At 41.4% G+C, this 17501-nt stretch carries 19 protein-coding genes and 1 pseudogene; 8 read left to right on the top strand and 12 right to left on the bottom strand.

What is annotated here, in order from left to right:
• Nucleotides 1–134: 134 nt before the first annotated feature.
• The 3 genes from ASE55_RS08185 to ASE55_RS08195 all read left to right on the top strand — a co-directional run bounded on the left by ASE55_RS08185 (nt 135) and on the right by ASE55_RS08195 (nt 2106).
• Nucleotides 135–1157, top strand: coding sequence for an LLM class flavin-dependent oxidoreductase (locus ASE55_RS08185; RefSeq protein WP_056217713.1), 1023 nt, complete (start codon nt 135–137; stop codon nt 1155–1157).
• An 82-nt stretch (nt 1158–1239) separates the two neighbouring features.
• Complete coding sequence (locus ASE55_RS08190; protein WP_056217714.1) at nt 1240–1491, top strand: VF530 family DNA-binding protein; 252 nt, start codon at nt 1240–1242, stop codon at nt 1489–1491.
• Between the two features lie 114 nt (nt 1492–1605).
• Nucleotides 1606–2106 carry a peptidylprolyl isomerase gene (locus ASE55_RS08195; RefSeq protein ID WP_056217717.1) on the top strand — a complete coding sequence of 167 codons (501 nt, stop codon included), beginning with the start codon at nt 1606–1608 and terminating at the stop codon, nt 2104–2106.
• Between the two features lie 62 nt (nt 2107–2168).
• On the opposite strand, the gene ASE55_RS08200 is transcribed toward ASE55_RS08195, so the two are convergent.
• The 3 genes from ASE55_RS08200 to ASE55_RS08210 form a co-directional block, all read right to left on the bottom strand.
• Entirely contained in the window at nt 2169–2546 is a 378-nt protein-coding gene (locus tag ASE55_RS08200; RefSeq protein ID WP_056217720.1) for a YchJ family protein, read from the bottom strand.
• A 208-nt stretch (nt 2547–2754) separates the two neighbouring features.
• On the bottom strand, nt 2755–4896 hold the full coding sequence (locus tag ASE55_RS08205; protein WP_056217722.1) for a M3 family metallopeptidase: 2142 nt from the start codon (nt 4894–4896) through the stop codon (nt 2755–2757).
• A 149-nt stretch (nt 4897–5045) separates the two neighbouring features.
• Nucleotides 5046–5411, bottom strand: coding sequence for an SPW repeat protein (locus ASE55_RS08210; RefSeq protein ID WP_056217725.1), 366 nt, complete (start codon nt 5409–5411; stop codon nt 5046–5048).
• 232 nt (nt 5412–5643) lie between these two features.
• Between ASE55_RS08210 and ASE55_RS08215 the strand changes: the two genes are divergently transcribed.
• On the top strand, nt 5644–6465 hold the full coding sequence (locus ASE55_RS08215) for a head GIN domain-containing protein (RefSeq protein ID WP_056217726.1): 822 nt from the start codon (nt 5644–5646) through the stop codon (nt 6463–6465).
• Nucleotide 6466: 1 nt separating this feature from the next.
• Here the strand turns inward: ASE55_RS08215 and ASE55_RS08220 are convergent, their stop codons facing one another.
• The 5 genes from ASE55_RS08220 to ASE55_RS08240 all read right to left on the bottom strand — a co-directional run bounded on the left by ASE55_RS08220 (nt 6467) and on the right by ASE55_RS08240 (nt 10978).
• The gene (locus tag ASE55_RS08220; RefSeq protein ID WP_056217729.1) at nt 6467–8353 is read right to left on the bottom strand and encodes a monovalent cation:proton antiporter-2 (CPA2) family protein; all 1887 of its coding nucleotides are present in this window, start codon (nt 8351–8353) and stop codon (nt 6467–6469) included.
• A gap of 3 nt (nt 8354–8356) precedes the next feature.
• Nucleotides 8357–8878 carry an NAD(P)H-dependent oxidoreductase gene (locus tag ASE55_RS08225; protein WP_056217732.1) on the bottom strand — a complete coding sequence of 174 codons (522 nt, stop codon included), beginning with the start codon at nt 8876–8878 and terminating at the stop codon, nt 8357–8359.
• Nucleotides 8879–9148: 270 nt separating this feature from the next.
• Complete coding sequence (locus tag ASE55_RS08230; protein WP_056217734.1) at nt 9149–9952, bottom strand: TPM domain-containing protein; 804 nt, start codon at nt 9950–9952, stop codon at nt 9149–9151.
• Entirely contained in the window at nt 9933–10364 is a 432-nt protein-coding gene (locus ASE55_RS08235) for a TPM domain-containing protein (RefSeq protein WP_056217737.1), read from the bottom strand. Before ASE55_RS08235 ends, ASE55_RS08230 begins: the two co-directional genes overlap by 20 nt.
• A 5-nt stretch (nt 10365–10369) precedes the next feature.
• Complete coding sequence (locus ASE55_RS08240) at nt 10370–10978, bottom strand: LemA family protein (RefSeq protein WP_056217739.1); 609 nt, start codon at nt 10976–10978, stop codon at nt 10370–10372.
• A 72-nt stretch (nt 10979–11050) separates the two neighbouring features.
• Here ASE55_RS08240 and ASE55_RS08245 point away from each other — a divergent pair, with 72 nt between their 5' ends.
• Complete coding sequence (locus tag ASE55_RS08245) at nt 11051–11536, top strand: dihydrofolate reductase (protein ID WP_056217741.1); 486 nt, start codon at nt 11051–11053, stop codon at nt 11534–11536.
• A 107-nt stretch (nt 11537–11643) separates the two neighbouring features.
• Complete coding sequence (locus ASE55_RS08250) at nt 11644–12213, top strand: hypothetical protein (RefSeq protein ID WP_056217743.1); 570 nt, start codon at nt 11644–11646, stop codon at nt 12211–12213.
• A gap of 173 nt (nt 12214–12386) precedes the next feature.
• On the opposite strand, the gene ASE55_RS08255 is transcribed toward ASE55_RS08250, so the two are convergent.
• The 4 genes and pseudogenes from ASE55_RS08255 to ASE55_RS08265 form a co-directional block, all read right to left on the bottom strand.
• Nucleotides 12387–13019: a trimeric intracellular cation channel family protein gene (locus ASE55_RS08255; RefSeq protein ID WP_056217746.1), complete on the bottom strand. Its 633-nt coding sequence runs from the start codon at nt 13017–13019 to the stop codon at nt 12387–12389.
• 56 nt (nt 13020–13075) lie between these two features.
• Nucleotides 13076–13455, bottom strand: a pseudogene (locus ASE55_RS19865) (four helix bundle protein).
• A 10-nt stretch (nt 13456–13465) separates the two neighbouring features.
• Nucleotides 13466–13930 carry a pantetheine-phosphate adenylyltransferase gene (gene coaD, locus ASE55_RS08260; protein WP_056217749.1) on the bottom strand — a complete coding sequence of 155 codons (465 nt, stop codon included), beginning with the start codon at nt 13928–13930 and terminating at the stop codon, nt 13466–13468.
• A gap of 131 nt (nt 13931–14061) precedes the next feature.
• Complete coding sequence (locus tag ASE55_RS08265) at nt 14062–15054, bottom strand: D-alanine--D-alanine ligase (RefSeq protein WP_056217752.1); 993 nt, start codon at nt 15052–15054, stop codon at nt 14062–14064.
• Between the two features lie 155 nt (nt 15055–15209).
• Between ASE55_RS08265 and ASE55_RS08270 the strand changes: the two genes are divergently transcribed.
• Nucleotides 15210–16337 (top strand): PASTA domain-containing protein, encoded by a 1128-nt coding sequence (locus ASE55_RS08270; RefSeq protein ID WP_056217755.1) that lies wholly within the window; start codon nt 15210–15212, stop codon nt 16335–16337.
• A gap of 73 nt (nt 16338–16410) precedes the next feature.
• On the top strand, nt 16411–17484 hold the full coding sequence (locus ASE55_RS08275; protein ID WP_056217758.1) for an RluA family pseudouridine synthase: 1074 nt from the start codon (nt 16411–16413) through the stop codon (nt 17482–17484).
• Nucleotides 17485–17501: the final 17 nt, after the last annotated feature.

Below are 17501 nucleotides of genomic sequence, written 5' to 3' on the forward strand. Positions count from 1 at the left end.
CAATTTAGACAGTTTTTTATAATTATTAATCTTTCTTCATTAAATTCTGAGTCGTTTCAATCCTGTCGATCTTATCATTCATCAATGCTTTTTGCATTGGATTGCTGTAATTTTGTATTCATAAAATCAACAATATGGAATTAGGAATTGGAATGTTCGGCGACCTGTCATTCGACCCCGCTACCGGAAAGTACAGCGATGCCGGTGTTAAGATGCGTGAAATTCTGGAACAGGTAAAATATATGGATGAGGTGGGGATTGATGTTTTTGCCCTGGGGGAACACCACCGTCCCGACTATGCGGTTTCGTCACCGGAAATTGTCCTGGCGGCGGCAGCAAGTATCACAAAAAATATTAAACTGGCCAGCGGCGTTACGGTTTTAAGCTCATCAGAACCGGTAAAGGTATATGAAGATTTTTCAACACTGGATCTGATTTCTGACGGCCGTGCCGAGATTTTTGTCGGGCGCGGAAGTTTCATCGAATCTTTTCCTTTATACGGTTATTCTTTAAATGATTATGAACAGCTTTTTGATGAAAAATTAGAATTGCTGTTAAAAATCAATGCAGAAGAGAATGTAACCTGGTCCGGAAAGCTCCGTGCACCGATGCAGAACCAGACGGTTTATCCGAGAGCGAAAAATAACGGGCAGCTTCCGGTCTGGAGAGCTGTCGGAGGAACCCCGCAGTCTGTTTTAAGTGCCGCAAAGTTAGGAATGCCTTTGGTGGTGGCTATCATCGGCGGAATGCCGGTTCAGTTTAAAAGCTTAATCGAGTTTTACAAGCAGGAATATAAAAAAGCAGGTCATGATGAGGATAAAATGCAGATTGGGATTCACTCCCATACGTTTGTAAGCGATGACCCGAAAGTTATTGACGGCTATTTCAACAATTACAAATCCCAGATGGACAGGATCGGTTCTGCCAGAGGCTGGGCTCCGTTCACAAAAATGCAGTATGAGGGCGGAAGAAGCGAAGACGGGGCTTTATTTATCGGAAATGTTAAAGAAGTGGCCGATAAAATTAATTATATGAAAGAAATCTTCGGAATTACTAGATTTATAGGGCATATGGATGTCGGGAACCCTTCTCATGAAACCATGATGAGATCCATAGAACTATTCGGTAAAGAAGTAAAACCGGCTGTTAAAAATTAACACAATCAGCACCTTTACTAAATATCAGCAAAGGTGCTTTTATTATTTTCAGGATTAATATCCTTAATTTTACAGAAAAATTATGGAACAATCATCCAAAGACCCGCTTCACGGAAAAAGGCTTGATGCCATCCTTGAGGAACTTGTGGAATATTATAATGGCTTTGAAAAGCTGGGCGAACAGATCAACATCAAATGTTTTACCGACAACCCGAGCATCAGTTCTTCATTGAAATTTTTAAGGAAAACAGACTGGGCAAGAACGAAAGTTGAAAGCCTGTATCTATACGTTTTGAGACAGAAAAAGCGTGATGAAATGAACAGCGGAAAGTAAAAGCAGAGTAGTGTTTTAAGATTCTTTTAGCGATTATTCTTAAACCAATGATTTCAAAAACAGTATATTTGTACTGTTAATCGTGAAAAAGAATTCACGACAAAAAGATAATATATGACAATTGAAAACAACCATGTTGTAGCTTTGCGTTACATACTTCACACGATCGAAGAGGATGGAAGTAAGATTCTTGTAGAAGAAACAACAGCAGAAAATCCATTTACATTTTTGTATGGTGTGGGAATGATGATTCCGAAGTTTGAACAGAATATCCTTGGTTTAAAGGCTGGCGATAAAGCGGCTTTTACCATTCAGTCAGAAGAAGCGTACGGTGAAAAACAGCCGGATGCCATCGCGCAGTTGCCGATTGATATGTTTAACGAATCCGGAATTCCGCCTGTAGGTGCTATTTTGCCTTTATCTGATAATGAAGGGAATAATTTCCAGGCATTTGTAGTAGAAGTTACACCGGAAGTTGTAGTGGCAGACCTTAACCACCCAATGGCAGGAAAAACGTTAGATTTCGAAGTGGAAATTTTAAACACACGTCCGGCAACGGAAGAAGAACTGGCTCATGGTCACGCTCACGGAGCTGACGGAAACGAAGCTCACTAAAAACAATATCAATGTCCGGTTTTGCCGGACATTTTTTTGATTATCTATTCACTTATCCTTACTCATTCTAAGAATTTCCCCGAAACATAATACCATTTTTCATGCACTTTCTGAAATACGGAAAACTCATGATGAACCTGTGGATCTCCGTCCTGATCGGTATAATATGCCTTAAACTCAACCTGATTCAAAGCAGGTGTCTGTATAATTTCCAGTTTTGTCCATGTATTGATCTCACCCCATTCCTGCAGGTCTTTCTTATTATGGTATTTTCTTTTGCCGGGAAGCGTAGTTTCCATTAAATATTCACCGTTCGGAATAGCAAAGGCAGAAAACCTTGAGCGCATCAAAGCTTCTGCGGTTGGAGCACTTTTTTCTCCGGTGTGGTAAGGCTGGCAGCATTCGCCGTAGGATTTTCCTGAGCAGCAGGGACAGTTCATTGTTTCTGATTATTGTAAGGCACAAATTTACGCGAATATTCTTTCATGCATTCAAAGCCAACTTCATTTTATTAGTTCTCACTTAAGAAGCGGATTGATGGAAGCTTAAAACAAAATATTTTCTTCATTTTTAAATCCCGGACAGAAGATCTGCCAATAATGTACTCTTGGAATTAAAAAAGCATCCAAAAATTGAATGCTTAATATTTTATTTAATGAATCCTCTGTTCCTCAACAGCGGCTTGATATCCGGATCATGCCCCGTAAAATCCCTGAATGCCTGATTCAGGTCTACAGAATTTCCTACGGATAAAATATATTTTCTGAAACGGTCGCCGTTTTCACGGGTCAGTCCGCCATTTTTACTGATCCATTCCCAGGCATCATTGTCTAAGGTCTCAGACCACAGATAAGCGTAATATCCGGCAGAATAGCCTCCGCCCCAGATATGTGCGAAATAAGGCGTATGATATCTCGGGGGAACGGTTGCCAAAGTAAATCCGTGTTTAGTTAACGACTGCTTTTCAAAATCCAGTACGGGAATCAGCTGGCTTTCGTTGGTTACCGTATGCCAGTCCATGTCCAGCGCAGCTGCAGAAACCAGCTCGGTAGTCATGTATCCCTGGTTGAACGTTGCCGCTTTTTTAATTTTATCAACCAAAACCTGCGGGATCGGCTGTTTTGTTTCATAGTGAAGCGCGTAATTTTTCAAAACAACAGGGTCCAGGGCCCAGTGTTCATTGATCTGTGAAGGGAATTCCACAAAATCTCTCGGAACACTGGTTCCTGAAAGCGATGGGTATTTCTGGCTTGCAAACATCCCGTGAATGGAGTGACCGAATTCATGGAACATGGTAGAGACATCATCATAGCTGATCAGGGACGGTTTTCCCGGAGCCGGCTTCTGGTAATTGTAACAGTTGACAATCACAGGTTTTGTTCCCATCAGGTAAGACTGCTCCACAAAATTACTCATCCATGCACCGCCGTTTTTAGAGTCTCTGGTGTAGAAATCCAGGTAATAAATAGCAATTGATTTTCCGTCATGGTCAAAAACTTCATACGTTACCACATCCGGATGGTATACCGGAAGATCAGTCCTTTTTTTAAAGGTCATCCCGAAAAATTTTTCAGCGGCATAGAAAACACCTTTTTCCAGTACGGTGGTTACTTCAAAATAAGGTTTAATCTGGTTTTCATCTAAATCGAACTTTGCCTTTCTTACCTGTTCAGTGTAGAAATTCCAGTCCCAAGGTTCCACTTGGAAGTTCCCTTTCTGCTGATCGATCAGATCCTGAATGTCTTTTGCTTCACGTTTTGCCGTTTCTACCGCTGGGGTTGCAATCTGGTTCATCAGTTTGGTTGCTGCTTCCGGGGTTTTGGCCATCTGGTCCTGCAGTTTCCATTCCGCAAAACTCTTTTTACCTAAAACCTGTGCTTTTTTAAGCCTTAATGCAGCCAGCTTTTCAATGGTTTCGCGGGTATCGCTTCCATCGCCTTTTTCAGCCCTCATCCAGGATGCTTTGAAAAGCTTCTCTCTTGAAGCCCTGTTTTTAAGGTTCTGCAGAAGAGGCTGCTGTGTCGTATTTTGTAACGCCAGAAGATACTGTCCTTCTTTTCCTGCATTTTTAGCATCCGTTGCTGCCGCTGCAATCTCATCAGCAGTAAGTCCGTCCAGTTCTTTTGCATCGGTAAAGAATACACCGCCCTGTTTCCTGGCTTCGAGTAATTTATTTGAATATTGTGTGGAAAGCGATGCCAGCTCCTGGTTGATCTGCTTTAATTTTTCTTTATCTGCTGCCGACAGGTTAGCGCCCGCAATTTCAAAATTCTGCTTATAAAATTGCAGAAGTTTCCTGCTTTCGGCATCCAGCCCGTTATCCGTAATGGATTTTATTCTTTGGTACAGGTTATCATTCAGGTACATTTTATCCGAATGGGCCGCAAAAACAGGAGCGTATTCCTCGTCCAGGGCCTGAAGGGTAGGGTTGGTATTGGCACTGGTAAGATTAGAAAATACAATCATAGCTCTTTTCAATACTTCCCCGCTTTTTTCCAGGGCTACAACCGTGTTTTCAAAAGTCGGCTTTTCAGGATTATCGGCGATTTTTAAGATCTCAGCGTCATGCTGCTTTAACCCGAAATCAAATGCCGGCTTGAAATGTTCATTTTTGATCTTATCAAATTCGGGAGCTTCATACTGAAGTTTGCTTTTCTTCAGAAAAGGGTTTGATGATAGGGAAGCGTCCGGTGCAGGGACTTCCTGTTTTGTATCAGTGTTTTTCATGGTAGTACAGGATTGATTAAGTGCTAACGCAGAGAGTAATAATACCGACGAAATCTTCTTCATAAATTATTTATTAAAGCATAAAGATATTAAAACTTACGTTACGAATACAGATTGAAGATTTATACAGGCAAAAAAATAAGGTCCTCCTGAATTTCAGAAGAACCCTATCTATCACATTGAAAAATTAAAGGTTTGTTTTGTTTACCGCATTAAACCTGTCCCGTCTGACGGACGGTGCTGGTTTCTTTTCTGGACATCATTACAGCCAGAATTTCAAAAGCTCCTAAAATAACATGGGGCAGGTAAACCCTGTCACTGAAGCCGAACAGCCACGGTGAAGCCAGTAATAAAATACCGGCTACCAGATCAATCGTAAGGTGGATTTTGTAAGGCAGCATACGCGCTACGGCATATTCATAATTGGTGAAAAGACTGTACAGCAATGTGGAAGCCCCCAGAATAACAGGAACCATAGTAGCGGCACTGTCATCTGCAAATCCTAAAAGCCATGGTGCGGCAATTAACAGGATGCCTACCAGATAATCCAATATGGCATGTGTTTTTGATGAAATCATAATGTATATTTTTGTTGGTGTGTACAGTCTTAAGTTCAACTTCTGTACCATTGGAAATAAAAATGTGGTATAAGTGATTGATTTTTAGAATGTTTAATTAAGTTTTTAATAGAAAAAAAAGATTTGAAATATGCCGTATTATGATCAGGATAATATAATTTCTTAAACAGATGTAATATTTTTTATAAATTAGTTGTCATTAAATAACAGTAACCTATAATACAATCAGAATATGAAATCAACACCGCTTTTTATTTTTTCAGCATGCATCGCATTGGCATCCTGCGAAGGCAAACACGACAGGAATACCCGTGAAAACGGAAAAGACAACTGGGTGGAAAAGGTCGTTACCAATGATCACGGGCCGGCAAAACAGAAGCAGATAACCGGGAATTTTGACGAAATAGAGGTTTCCCAGGCTATTGATGCAGAAATTATAAAATCAGACGTTGAAAAAGTAGTCATCTACGCTCCCGAAAATATCATTGATGAGGTTTTGGCGGAGATCAGCGGTGGAAAGCTCCACGTTCACTATAAAGCCGGCATCAGGGTAATGGACAGCCATAATGTTTCAGCAAAGATTTATGCAAAGGACTTTAATAAGCTCAATGCCAATTCAGCGGCAAAAATTACCGTTAAAGATAAATTTGTTCAGGAAAAAACAGATATTGAAGTTTCCAGTTCAGGATCAGTCTCCGGTGATCTTGAAGCCAATGATTTTGAAATTTCAGCAGGCAGCAGCAGTAGTTTCAGCGGCAGGATCTGGGCGGTAGACCTGGATGTCGAGGCTTCATCAGGAGCCAGTATTGATATTGCCGGAAAAGCCAAGAATGCAGAGATTTCTTCTTCTTCGGGCAGCAGTATTTCAGCGAAAGATGTCATGGTACAGAACTTAAAGGCCGATGCTTCAAGCGGGGCCAGCGTTGATGTCAGTGCATTGTCATCCGTTAATGCGGAAGCGTCTTCAGGCGGAAGCATCAATGTTTATAAAAAAGGAAATATCACTTCAATAAATAAAGAAGAAACCAGCGGCGGAAGCGTAAACATCCAGTAAGCTACTTTTCAGTTTCCTGTTCCTCTTCTTCTTCATCGTTTGAAGAATCTTCCCATTGCTGATTATCAAAATTAAGATTATCATAAGCAAGTAAGTCCTCCTCCCGCTGGAGGAGTTCTTTCGTGGTAAACAGATGGATGTCATCATCATCATCAGATTTGGCCAGTTTCCGGATTGATCCTTTATCGATGGCCATGAACCTCTGTCCGAGCCGCCTTGCGGAATATTTCCGCATCCCGGTCTCATGAAGCACATCAACCGCCATATCCACGGCTGTCCCCAGGGTCTCACGATAAATATTATCAATCCCGTTGTTTAAATAATCGTAGGCATCAATCCTGTTTTTAGCCCGTACGAAAATCTTTACGTCAGGATAATGTTCCCTTACAATATCTGCAACAAATTTGTTATCGTCAGGATCATCCAGGCAGAGTACAAGGATTTCGGCATCTTCAATTCCGGCAGCACGCAGCGTAGGGAGCTTTGTGGCATCGCCGTAATATACTTTAAACCCATAGCTTCTCAGCAGTTTCACACGGTCTGAATCCCGGTCCAGTACGGTAGCGGATATTTTATTGGCTTTCAGCAGCCGTCCTACCGTACTCCCGAAATGTCCGAAACCGACAATGATAATTTTCTTCTGGCGGATCTGCCCATCCATGATATTAAAATCGTTGTCTGCATCAGGAACCTCTTTCATGAATTTAGGGTTGATCAGCTTATCATTAATGATTAAAAGGAAAGGGGTAATACACATGGTAATGGCAGTCACAGCCATCATTTGGGCATTGAGTTCATCATTTAAAAGATACAGGCTTGAGGCATAATTAATCAGGACAAAGGCAAATTCCCCGACCTGAGAAAGGGCAAATGCATAAAACAGGCTTTGTGGCGTATCGATCTTGAAAAATTTTCCGATGACATAAAGCACCATGAATTTTATCCCTAAAACGGCAAAAACCGTACTGAAAATAAATACCGGATCTTCCTGGATGATATTGAAATTCATGGTGGATCCGACACTTACAAAAAATACAGCAAGCAGAAGGCCTTTGAAGGGATCAATATGTGCTTCCAGCTCATGGCGGAATTCACTGTTGGCCAGCATGACGCCTGCCAGGAACGCTCCCAGTGCCGGAGACAGCCCGATGGCCACCATTAATTCTGACACGCCGATTACCAGAAACAGCGAAGAAGCCGTTAAAAGTTCGGTCATTCCCGATTTTGACACATACCTTAAAAACGGCACAAATACATATCTCCCGAGTAAGATTAAAATAGCCACCCCCAGGATTACGGTAGCAAACTGCATCCACTGCGGCAGGTTCTGGATGATCACCTGGATTTCATTGTCATTATTCGTTACCTTATGATGAGCGATCAGCGGAAGTATGGCCAGAATCGGGATTACGGCAATATCCTGGAACAGAAGTGTGGAAAAAGAGGCTTCTCCGGCCAGTGTTTTCAGGTTGTTCTTTTCCTGCAGCGTCTGCAGCACAATGGCGGTGGAAGAAAGAGCAAAGCACATGGCAACGGCAACGGCTTTATCAATCTGCCAGCCGGCCCACATGAATACGACAAAGAGCAGTGAAATGGTGAGAAGCATCTGGGTCATCCCGAGACCGATGATCTTCTTGCGCATTTCCCAGAATTTCCGGGGCTCCAGTTCCAATCCCACCAGAAAGAGCAGCATGATCACCCCGAATTCACTGGCGTGCATAATATCATTCACATCTTTTCCTGTCAGCCGTAACACATAAGGCCCGATAATAATCCCACCCGCAATGTATCCGATCACAGAACTGAGCCCGAATTTTCTCGCAAGCGGAACCATAATAATGGCAACGCCCAGAAAAAGAAGGGTGTTCATCGCTAAGCTGGTTTCCATGCTTTATTTTTTTAAAAGTTCAGTGAATTTCTGCTTATGCACTATGATGTCTTTTTTTGATAATTTATTGGCTTCGTACACCACTTTGATGTTTTTAACATCAGCTTTAAAGACGTTCAGAGAAACAATAAGCCCGCTGATCAGTTCTTCTACCGTGTATCCGTAGGTGCCTTCCTTACTGAACGATCTTTCTTTGCCACCTGTGGTGACCAGGATATAGACTTCTTTCCCTTCCAGCGGATTGGTATGCCCTTCTTTAAGCCAGTCGCGGTCAAATACCTCATCAACCCAGAGTTTCAGCAGGGGAGGAGTCCCGAACCAGATCAGAGGAAACTGAAAAATAAAACGGTCATAATATCTAAGCCTCTTCCTTTCCCTGAATGCGGCAATGTGAAAATCCGGATATTCTTCATACAGATCCCGAAGGGTAAAATGCTGGTGGCGGACATAGAAATTAATAAGCTCTGCATTTGAATTGGAGTGCTCTAAATAAGGATGTGCAAAAACGACCAGCGTCTTCTTCATAAGGCTGTTTTCAGTAAATATAATGAAAAAATTTTGGACTAAAGGTGTATATTAAGGCAGTTTAATGATTTTTAATTGTTAAAAAATAGAATTTGTATATCAATATATCATCACAACAGCCGTATATTTTTCTTTTCTCTCTATTGAAATCTTAAAAATTAAAATAGCTGTATCTGTCTCTATTTTAATTTTTTTGGAAGCAGTTTTATATGCTAAAAAATCGGTCATTGTATGACCGATTCTATTATTTGAAATATATATAGCTGTATTCTACCAGCCTCCGGATGCACCGCCTCCGCCGAAGCTTCCGCCGCCTCCAAATCCACCGAATCCGCCGCCGCCTGAACTTCCGCCACCAAATCCACCGCCTCCGAAGCTGCCGGGGAAAGGGAAAAATCCGCCCGGATAATTTCTGCGGCCCCTTCTGGAGATGATTACATCGTCATCGTCATCACCGCCTCTTCCGCCGCCTCTGTTTCTGAAAACAATGATAATGATGATGAAAATAACAATGGCAATAAATATAAAATTGCCGGCCCCTTTCTTACTGCCGGTCTTAGGATTGTTCAAAGGTTTGAATTTCCCCTGAACCGCTTCCATAATCGCAGAAGTGCCGCGGTTGATCCCTTCATACCATTGGCCTTTCTTAAAATGAGGCGTAACGATATAATCCAGGATCTGCCCTGCAACGGATGCTGTAAGATACTGTTCAACCGCTCTTCCCTGCTGGATAGACATGGTATGATCCTCAGTGGCAATTAAAAAAACAACCCCGTTGTCCACATCTTTTTTACCAATTCCCCATTTTTCCCCGAACATGGTCGCAAGGAAATTTATATCTTCCCCTTTGGTGGAAGGGATGATGACCACTTCAATTTCTGTAGAGGTGGAATCTGCAAAAGCAATCAGTTTTTTATTAAGATCGTCTTTTTCCTGAGGACTCAGTAAATTGGCTTCATCATAAACAGGATAAAGCAAATTGGGTTTTGCAGGAACCGTATACTGTGCCGATACAAAAGTGTAGAGGCAGATCAGTGCAAATGAAAAAACAATGTTAAGAGAAGGTAATTTCATTAGAAAGCTCGTTGTGGTTTTCCCCTTTTACAGGAAAATGTTTTTTTAGTTCAAGGCCTGTTTCCAGGATGCCGCTTTTTAAGGCTTTATAATAATTCCCTTTGGCAAACTCAGAGGTGATATAATCATGCAGGCGATCCCAGTAAGCCTGGTGTACTTTTTCATGAATGGCGGTATCTCCGATGATTGTAAGGTACCGCTGTTCAAAATTCACATGGAACAACACGGCGTTTCTTTCGGCCGTTTTATCCATGCACAGTTCCCTGAAAACCTCAAATGCCGTTTTGGCACTGTCCTGATCCGTTGAAGAATCAATATGTACCCTGATCTCGCCGGTAGAATGCTCCTCTGCTGACTGAATCGCTTCCACAAGGAAAGCGATCTGCTGACTGGTTAAGAAATTACTGCTCATTTATATTATTCTGAGAATACATCAGGTGCTTTCTGTGCTCCTGCATCTGCTTTGAAATAAGGCTTTTCCTTAAAGTTGGTGAAGTTTGCCAGAATATTATTCGGGAAAGTTTTGATTGAGGTATTATAATCCTGGGCAGCTGCATTGTAGTAAACGGTTTCCGTTCTTACACTGTTCTCAATTGCCGTGTACTCTCTCTGGAAATTGATGTACTGCTGGTCTGCTTTTAAATTCGGGTAAGATTCCACCGTTGCAATCAATCTGCTTAAAGCTCCTGACAGTTCTCCCTGTGCAGCCTGGAATTTGGCAAGATCCTGCTCGGTCATATTCGTAGGATCAATATTAATGGATGTTGCTTTTGAACGCGCTTCCACTACTCTGGTTAACGTTTCCTGCTCAAATTTTGAATAGGATTTTACGGTTCTTTCCAGATTTGGGATCAGGTTAGCTCTTTTTTGGTAAACGGTTTCTACATTAGACCATTTGGTATTGACGTTCTGTTCTTTTGTAACAAAATTGTTGTACCCGCTTTTTCCCCAGAAGAATAATACGGCAACAATAATCAGAAGAGCAATACCGATGGTTCCGGCGCTCAGACAGCCTCTGTTTTTCATAGTTTATTTATTTTACTTTCTTGTGCTAACCAAATATACAAATTATGTGCTAATTTTGTAAAAAATTATTTAATGGTTACAATCGTTGTTGCGATGGGGGAAAACAGAGGGATTGGTTCTAATAATCAAATGCTTTGGCATCTCCCGAAAGATTTAAAACATTTTAAAGAAATCACATCAGGACATCCTGTGGTAATGGGGAGAAAAACCTTTGAAAGTATCGGGAAACCACTGCCTGACCGTACGAATATTGTAATTTCAAGAAAAAACGACTGGTTTGAGGAAGGTGTTTTAATCGTGGGAAGCATAAAAGAAGCGATTAAGTTTGCCAAGAAGATTGATGAGGATATTTTTATTATCGGAGGAGGGAATATCTACAAACAGACCATGGATATGGCTGATAAGATAGTGCTTACCACAGTAAAAGCAGATATTGAAGCGGATACGTTTTTCCCGGAGATTGATAAAAAAGCATGGAAAAAAGTACAGGAAATCTGCCATGAAAAAGATGAAAAGAATCCTTATGATTTCTGCTTTGAAACCTATGAAAGAATCTGACTTTTCAGATGTTGGGGTTTAAGGTGACAATAACGTTAAACTTTTAGGTCCCGGACCGCAAAGTCTGAACCTTAAATTTATTATCTTTGCAATTCTAAAATTTAATAATGAATAAATACATAAAAGTTGCCGTTGCAGCAGTTCTTATACTTTTAGGACTTTACATGATGTTCTTCACCCGAAACCTGGGCTGGGGAATTGTAATTTTCCTTCTGGCAGCAGCACCGATCCTTCTGTTTTTTAAAAATGAGTATATCCTGTTGGCCTTCTGGCAATTAAGAAAACAGAATATGGAGAAAGCAGCGGTCTGGTTACAGAATATCACTAACTACCGGGTACAGCTTCACAAATCACAGTATGGGTATTTCCATTACCTTACAGGATTAACGCAGGCGCAGGCCCAGCCGGCAAAAGTGGAACCTTTTATGAAAAAAGCTCTGGAATACGGTCTGAATATGAAGCATGACAGAGCCATGGCCACATTGAACCTGGCAGCAGCAGCTATTTCCAAAGGAAGAAGACAGGAAGGGCAGAAGCTGTTGGAAGAAGCGAAGAGGCTTGACAGTGCAGGAATGATGACGGATCAGATCAAAATGATGAAAGACCAGCTGAAAATGCCGACCATGCAGAAGCACATGCATAATCCCAATATGAGAAACAGAGGAAAATTCGGTTAATCAGTAAGAATTTTAAAAATAAACAGGCACCTGAATTTTATTTCAGGTGTTTTTTTATGCGAAATATTGAGGTTTGCCCAATCAATACTGATCTTTTAAAAGTGTGTTGAATGGAGTACAGCTTTTATTTAGAAGAATTTTATTTATCGCAAAGGTGTAACAACAAATTCCTCTTACATTTCAGAATTATTCTCGTATCCGTAGAATTTCGGGATCTGCCACTGGTATTTTACGGCTAATGTTCTTATGGCAACAATCAGGAGAATCGTAAAAATCTGAATCGCAGTATAGGTTAATGTTGTGAATTTTGTCAATACTAAAAATGCGGAGCCTCCGACAATACAGGCTGTAGCATAAATTTCCTTTCTGAAAATCAAAGGGATCCTGTTGAGCAGGATGTCCCGGATAATCCCGCCGAAGCAGCCGGTAATGGTTCCCAGCCCGATACAGATCAAAGGATGGATGTCGGCATGCAGCCCTTTCTGGACCCCGATAATCGTAAACAGCCCCAACCCGAAACTGTCGAAAATAAATAAGGTAACCCGGAAGTTTTTTTCAAAAGATTTAAAAATCATGGTAAAAATACTGGTCATGATGATCAGTGCGCAGGTCAGCAGGTCATGCATCCAGAACACAGGGATGTCCAGTAACAGGTCTCTCACCGTTCCGCCACCCACTGAGGTCACGAACGCTATAATCAATACCCCGAACGGATCAAGCCGCCTCTGCATTGCAGCAAAGCTCCCCGACATCGAAAAAGAAATCGTTCCGAGAACTTCTATGGCAAAATTGAACTGTTCGTGCATATTATAAGTAATGGATTACAGGTAATGAGTAATGGATAATAAGTAAAAGGTACTAATTAGTGTGTTATATTTTGTGATAACTTAAACTTATATTTCGTCATTACATTGACTAATTCTTCACATTCGGATTTCAGATATAAAATTTTTTCAGCATCTAAATATTTTAATTCTTCAATGATTTCGAGCCAAAACTGAGTTTCATCAAATTCTTCAACAACAATGCAGAGCTTTGCAAATCTTTCTTTTTCTGATCTTGCTCTGGAAACGGCCTGTAATTGGCTGCTACTGAAGTTGCAGATCTTATTATTTGTTTTCTGACTATTGAAAGGTCATCAGAATAAGGTAATGATGATAATGTTTTTATAACCGAAACAGAAGAATTTTTAGTCCGGCCTCTGAAAGCCTGATTGAAATCCATAGTTATAGAATTACCCATTGCCCGTTACTCATCGTTTTACTCTTACTGAATCTGGAACAAGTAATTCATATTCCCCGTTATGGTTAATGATTTCCCGCACGATGCTGCTGCTGATAAACGATTTTCCGGATGAGGTTAATAAGAATACGGTTTCCAGCTTTTTATGGGCCAGCGTCCTGTTGGTATGCGCAATGGCTTTCTCAAATTCAAAATCGGCAGGGTTTCTGAGTCCTCTGATGATGTACTGGGCATCTTTTTCAAAACAGTAGTCCACCGTCAGGCCTTCAAAATAATCCACTTCCACATTAGGGAATTCTGCAACGGAATTCTGGATGAACTCCATCCTTTTTTCCAGCGGGAACATATATTTTTTCTGGGAATTCTGCCCGATGGCAATGATTAACTTATCAAAAAGCGGAGCGGCACGTTCTATAATGTCATAGTGGCCCAAAGTAATAGGATCAAAAGACCCCGGAAAAACAGCAATTTTCATGCGTATAAAGTTATAAGTTATGCGTTATAAACTATAAGTTACAATTATGAATATGAACCCTCGACCATAAGTTTCAGATCCTGCCATTATCAATTATACGAATCTAGTTTCTAACTTCTAATTACTAAAGTCTAATTTCTAAATGTACTCAAAGCTTTTTCAACTTCGTTTCCGCAAAGGTCTGCAATGGAAATCCCGTAAATTTTTGCCTGCTGCGGAAGGATACTTGCCGGAGAGAATCCCGGGTTGGTGTTCATTTCCAGCATATAGGGAACATCGTCCATCAAAATAAATTCACTTCTTGAAAAACCGCTCATCCCTAAGGAATTATAAGCACGTTTTGCAATTTCTTCCACTTTGATTCTGGTTTCATCGTTAATTCTTGCCGGCGTAATTTCTTCTGAAGCCCCTTCATATTTAGCTGCATAATCAAAGAATTCATTGGTAGGGACAATTTCCGTAATACCCAGGACAATGGTTTCCCCTTTATAATCGATTACTCCTACGGAAACTTCCATTCCGTCCAGGAAGCTTTCAATTAAAATTTCATCATCTTCTTTAAAAGCAACTTCTGCAGCGGCAAGTAATGCCGATTTTTCCTTTACTTTTGAAATTCCCAGTGACGAGCCGGACTGGTTAGGCTTCACGAAAACAGGAAGTCCCAGCTGATCTGTAATGCTGTCAACATCAATGTCTTCACCTTTTCTTAAATAAACGCTTTTGGCAGAAGGGATTCCGTATTTTGAAAGTACAGCTAAGGTATCTTTTTTATTGAAGGTGAGAGCACTCTGGTAAAAATCGCAGCCGGTATATTTTTGCCCGATGGCATCCCAGTAAGCCTGAAGGATTCCGTTTTCGCCCGGTGTACCGTGGATGATATTGAAGCAGACATCAAATGTAAGGATGTCATTATTTTCTAACTGTACTGAAAAGTCGCCTCTGCTGATCTCGTGTTTCTGATCCTTTTCATCTGAAAAATACCATTCGTCTTTAAGGATAACCACTTTATAGACATCATAAAGATCCCTGTCTAAAGAATCATAAATTAACTGCCCGCTTTTTAATGATACAACGTATTCATCAGAATAGCCTCCCATTACTACGGCAACACTTTTTTTGCTCATAACCATATAGTATCAAGTAAGGCAAATGTAATGATTTTATATCATGGATAAACGCATGCAGGGAAATTTTCAGTACGAAAATGAATTGTGTTAAATAAAAAGCACATTCTAAAATTATTAATTATATTTGCTGTCTAATTATAGTAATTTTAAGTATGCTTAAATCACTTTTCAATTGGAAAGTTTTACTGAACTTAGTCGTGGCCATCGGTGTTTTTGTGGGGTTGGTTTGGCTTACGTTCCGTTGGTTGGAGTACCATACCAATCACGGGCAGGAGATTCCTGTTCCTAATATCGTCAATAAATCTGTATATGAAGCTATTAAAATCCTGGATGATTCGGGATTGGAATATGAAGTGGACAGTCCCCAGTATAATCCTAAATACAGGCCGTTCCAGGTGCTGCAGGTATATCCTATGCCGGGATCCCGTGTAAAAGACGGAAGGGCTATTTTATTAAAAGTAAACCCGAGGACGTGGGCAAAAGTTGAGATTCCGGATGTCATAAATAAATATTCCGGTCTGGCTTTCCAAAGGCTGGAGCAGGTAGGACTGAAAGTAGGGGATACCATCTATGAGCCGAGTATTCAGAAAGATGCGGTATTAAGGATTTTATTTAAGGGGAATCCTGTAAACCCGAAAACAAAAGTTCCGAGATTTTCTGTGGTAGATGTAGTGATAGGCTCAGGGCCTATGCGGAATATTTCCATTCCGAATGTGGTGGGATTAACCGTAAAAGAAGCGAAAGCCATTATCGCAAGGAATATGTTTGAAGTGGGGATCGTAGATCATGAAAACGGAGGCAAGGACGAGTCTGATATCATTTATTACCAGGATCCTGCGGCAGGAGATGTCCGCGATCAGGGGATGCAGATTGACCTCTGGGCCAGTGAAAGGACACCCGCCGAACTGAGGGATAAGATTGAACAGCTGAATTCTGTGTACAGGATGAAAGTAGATACCGGACTGCCGCCTGTGCAGTACCAGGAAGTTCCCGCCCGTCAGGAAGAACCTGTTTACCAGACGCCGCCGCCGGCAGTGCCCGAAACAAGAAGGGAAACCCCGAAACCGGCAACAGACGGTGTAAAAAGAGATGCCGTTAAAACAACAACAGTTCAGCCAACGGCTTCCGGAGGCCAGACAGGTAATAGACCTAAAACAGTTACTTCAGGTTCAGGAAGCGGTTCCAATACAGCTTCCGGTTCCGGTACTTCAAGGCCGGCGTCTTCAGCACAGCAGAAGCCTGCAGAAAAGCCAAAAGCTAAAAAAGTAGTTGTAGAATAACAATCAATTATTATAAAAGATACGGGCTTCAACTTCTTATGTTGAAGCTTTTTGTATAAAGATAAAGTGAATAATGACAGAAGATAACGAAGATTTTTTAGAAGAAGGACTGCCGGAGCAGGACAGCATCGATGCGGTGGATATTGATGAGGAAAACAAAGGCCTGTATGAGCATCTCAATATGGTTGTTGATAAAAATCAGGAACCTTTGAGAATCGATAAATTTTTAATGATTTACCGTCAGAATTCTTCCAGAAATAAAATTTCACAAACCTGCAGGGCCGGGAATGTCATTGTAAACGGGGCCGTGGTAAAACAGAACTACCGGGTAAAGCCGGGAGACCATGTTTCCGTGCTGCTGGCACACCCGCCGAGGGAAAATGTCATTGTTCCGCAGAATATTCCCATTACCATTGTTTATGAAGATGATGATCTGATTGTGGTGGATAAGGATCCGGGCATGGTGGTGCATCCGGGATTCGGGAACTGGGACGGTACTCTGGTAAATGCCCTGGCTTATCATTTCGAACAGAACGGGGCGAAATCCGATCTTGACAGGGTAGGACTGGTTCACAGGATTGATAAAGACACGTCCGGGCTTCTGGTTATTGCCAAAAACGAATATGCCATGAGCTTTCTGGCCAGACAGTTCTTTGAACGGAAAACCAAAAGGCTGTACTGGGCTTTTGTCTGGGGCAATGTGCAGGAGGATGAAGGTACCATACAGGGCCATATCGGCCGTCACCCCAAGAACAGGATGCAGATGCATACCTATGCAGACGGAAGCCAGGGAAAGCATGCGGTAACGCATTATAAAGTTTTGGAAAGATTCAGGTACATGACCTGGGTGGAATGTAAACTGGAAACCGGAAGGACGCATCAGATCAGAGCGCACTTCAAACACATCGGGCATACTTTGTTTAATGATGAAAGATATGAAGGCCATACCCCTCTGCGCGGCGTGAATCTTCCTAAGTATAAGCAGTTTATAAAAAATGTTTTCGAAATTCTTCCAAGGCATGCGCTTCATGCCCATACTTTGGGATTCATACATCCGGCTACAAAGAAGGAATTATATTTTGAGAGCCCAATGCCGAAAGATATGGCGGATGCTGTAAAAAAATGGAGAAATTATTTAGAAAACTAAAAATATATTGAGAATTT

Origin of the sequence: Chryseobacterium sp. Leaf201 (assembly GCF_001421435.1) — a bacterium.
Lineage (GTDB): Bacteria > Bacteroidota > Bacteroidia > Flavobacteriales > Weeksellaceae > Chryseobacterium.

Excerpts from the sequence above, each read along its gene's own strand:
- ASE55_RS08185 (WP_056217713.1), top strand. The coding sequence starts at position 135 with ATGGAATTAGGAATTGGAATGTTCGGCGACCTGTCATTCGACCCCGCT.
- ASE55_RS08190 (WP_056217714.1), top strand. The coding sequence starts at position 1,240 with ATGGAACAATCATCCAAAGACCCGCTTCACGGAAAAAGGCTTGATGCC.
- ASE55_RS08195 (WP_056217717.1), top strand. The coding sequence starts at position 1,606 with ATGACAATTGAAAACAACCATGTTGTAGCTTTGCGTTACATACTTCAC.
- ASE55_RS08200 (WP_056217720.1), bottom strand. The coding sequence starts at position 2,546 with ATGAACTGTCCCTGCTGCTCAGGAAAATCCTACGGCGAATGCTGCCAG.
- ASE55_RS08205 (WP_056217722.1), bottom strand. The coding sequence starts at position 4,896 with ATGAAGAAGATTTCGTCGGTATTATTACTCTCTGCGTTAGCACTTAAT.
- ASE55_RS08210 (WP_056217725.1), bottom strand. The coding sequence starts at position 5,411 with ATGATTTCATCAAAAACACATGCCATATTGGATTATCTGGTAGGCATC.
- ASE55_RS08215 (WP_056217726.1), top strand. The coding sequence starts at position 5,644 with ATGAAATCAACACCGCTTTTTATTTTTTCAGCATGCATCGCATTGGCA.
- ASE55_RS08220 (WP_056217729.1), bottom strand. The coding sequence starts at position 8,353 with ATGGAAACCAGCTTAGCGATGAACACCCTTCTTTTTCTGGGCGTTGCC.
- ASE55_RS08225 (WP_056217732.1), bottom strand. The coding sequence starts at position 8,878 with ATGAAGAAGACGCTGGTCGTTTTTGCACATCCTTATTTAGAGCACTCC.
- ASE55_RS08230 (WP_056217734.1), bottom strand. The coding sequence starts at position 9,952 with ATGAAATTACCTTCTCTTAACATTGTTTTTTCATTTGCACTGATCTGC.
- ASE55_RS08235 (WP_056217737.1), bottom strand. The coding sequence starts at position 10,364 with ATGAGCAGTAATTTCTTAACCAGTCAGCAGATCGCTTTCCTTGTGGAA.
- ASE55_RS08240 (WP_056217739.1), bottom strand. The coding sequence starts at position 10,978 with ATGAAAAACAGAGGCTGTCTGAGCGCCGGAACCATCGGTATTGCTCTT.
- ASE55_RS08245 (WP_056217741.1), top strand. The coding sequence starts at position 11,051 with ATGGTTACAATCGTTGTTGCGATGGGGGAAAACAGAGGGATTGGTTCT.
- ASE55_RS08250 (WP_056217743.1), top strand. The coding sequence starts at position 11,644 with ATGAATAAATACATAAAAGTTGCCGTTGCAGCAGTTCTTATACTTTTA.
- ASE55_RS08255 (WP_056217746.1), bottom strand. The coding sequence starts at position 13,019 with ATGCACGAACAGTTCAATTTTGCCATAGAAGTTCTCGGAACGATTTCT.
- coaD (WP_056217749.1), bottom strand. The coding sequence starts at position 13,930 with ATGAAAATTGCTGTTTTTCCGGGGTCTTTTGATCCTATTACTTTGGGC.
- ASE55_RS08265 (WP_056217752.1), bottom strand. The coding sequence starts at position 15,054 with ATGAGCAAAAAAAGTGTTGCCGTAGTAATGGGAGGCTATTCTGATGAA.
- ASE55_RS08270 (WP_056217755.1), top strand. The coding sequence starts at position 15,210 with ATGCTTAAATCACTTTTCAATTGGAAAGTTTTACTGAACTTAGTCGTG.
- ASE55_RS08275 (WP_056217758.1), top strand. The coding sequence starts at position 16,411 with ATGACAGAAGATAACGAAGATTTTTTAGAAGAAGGACTGCCGGAGCAG.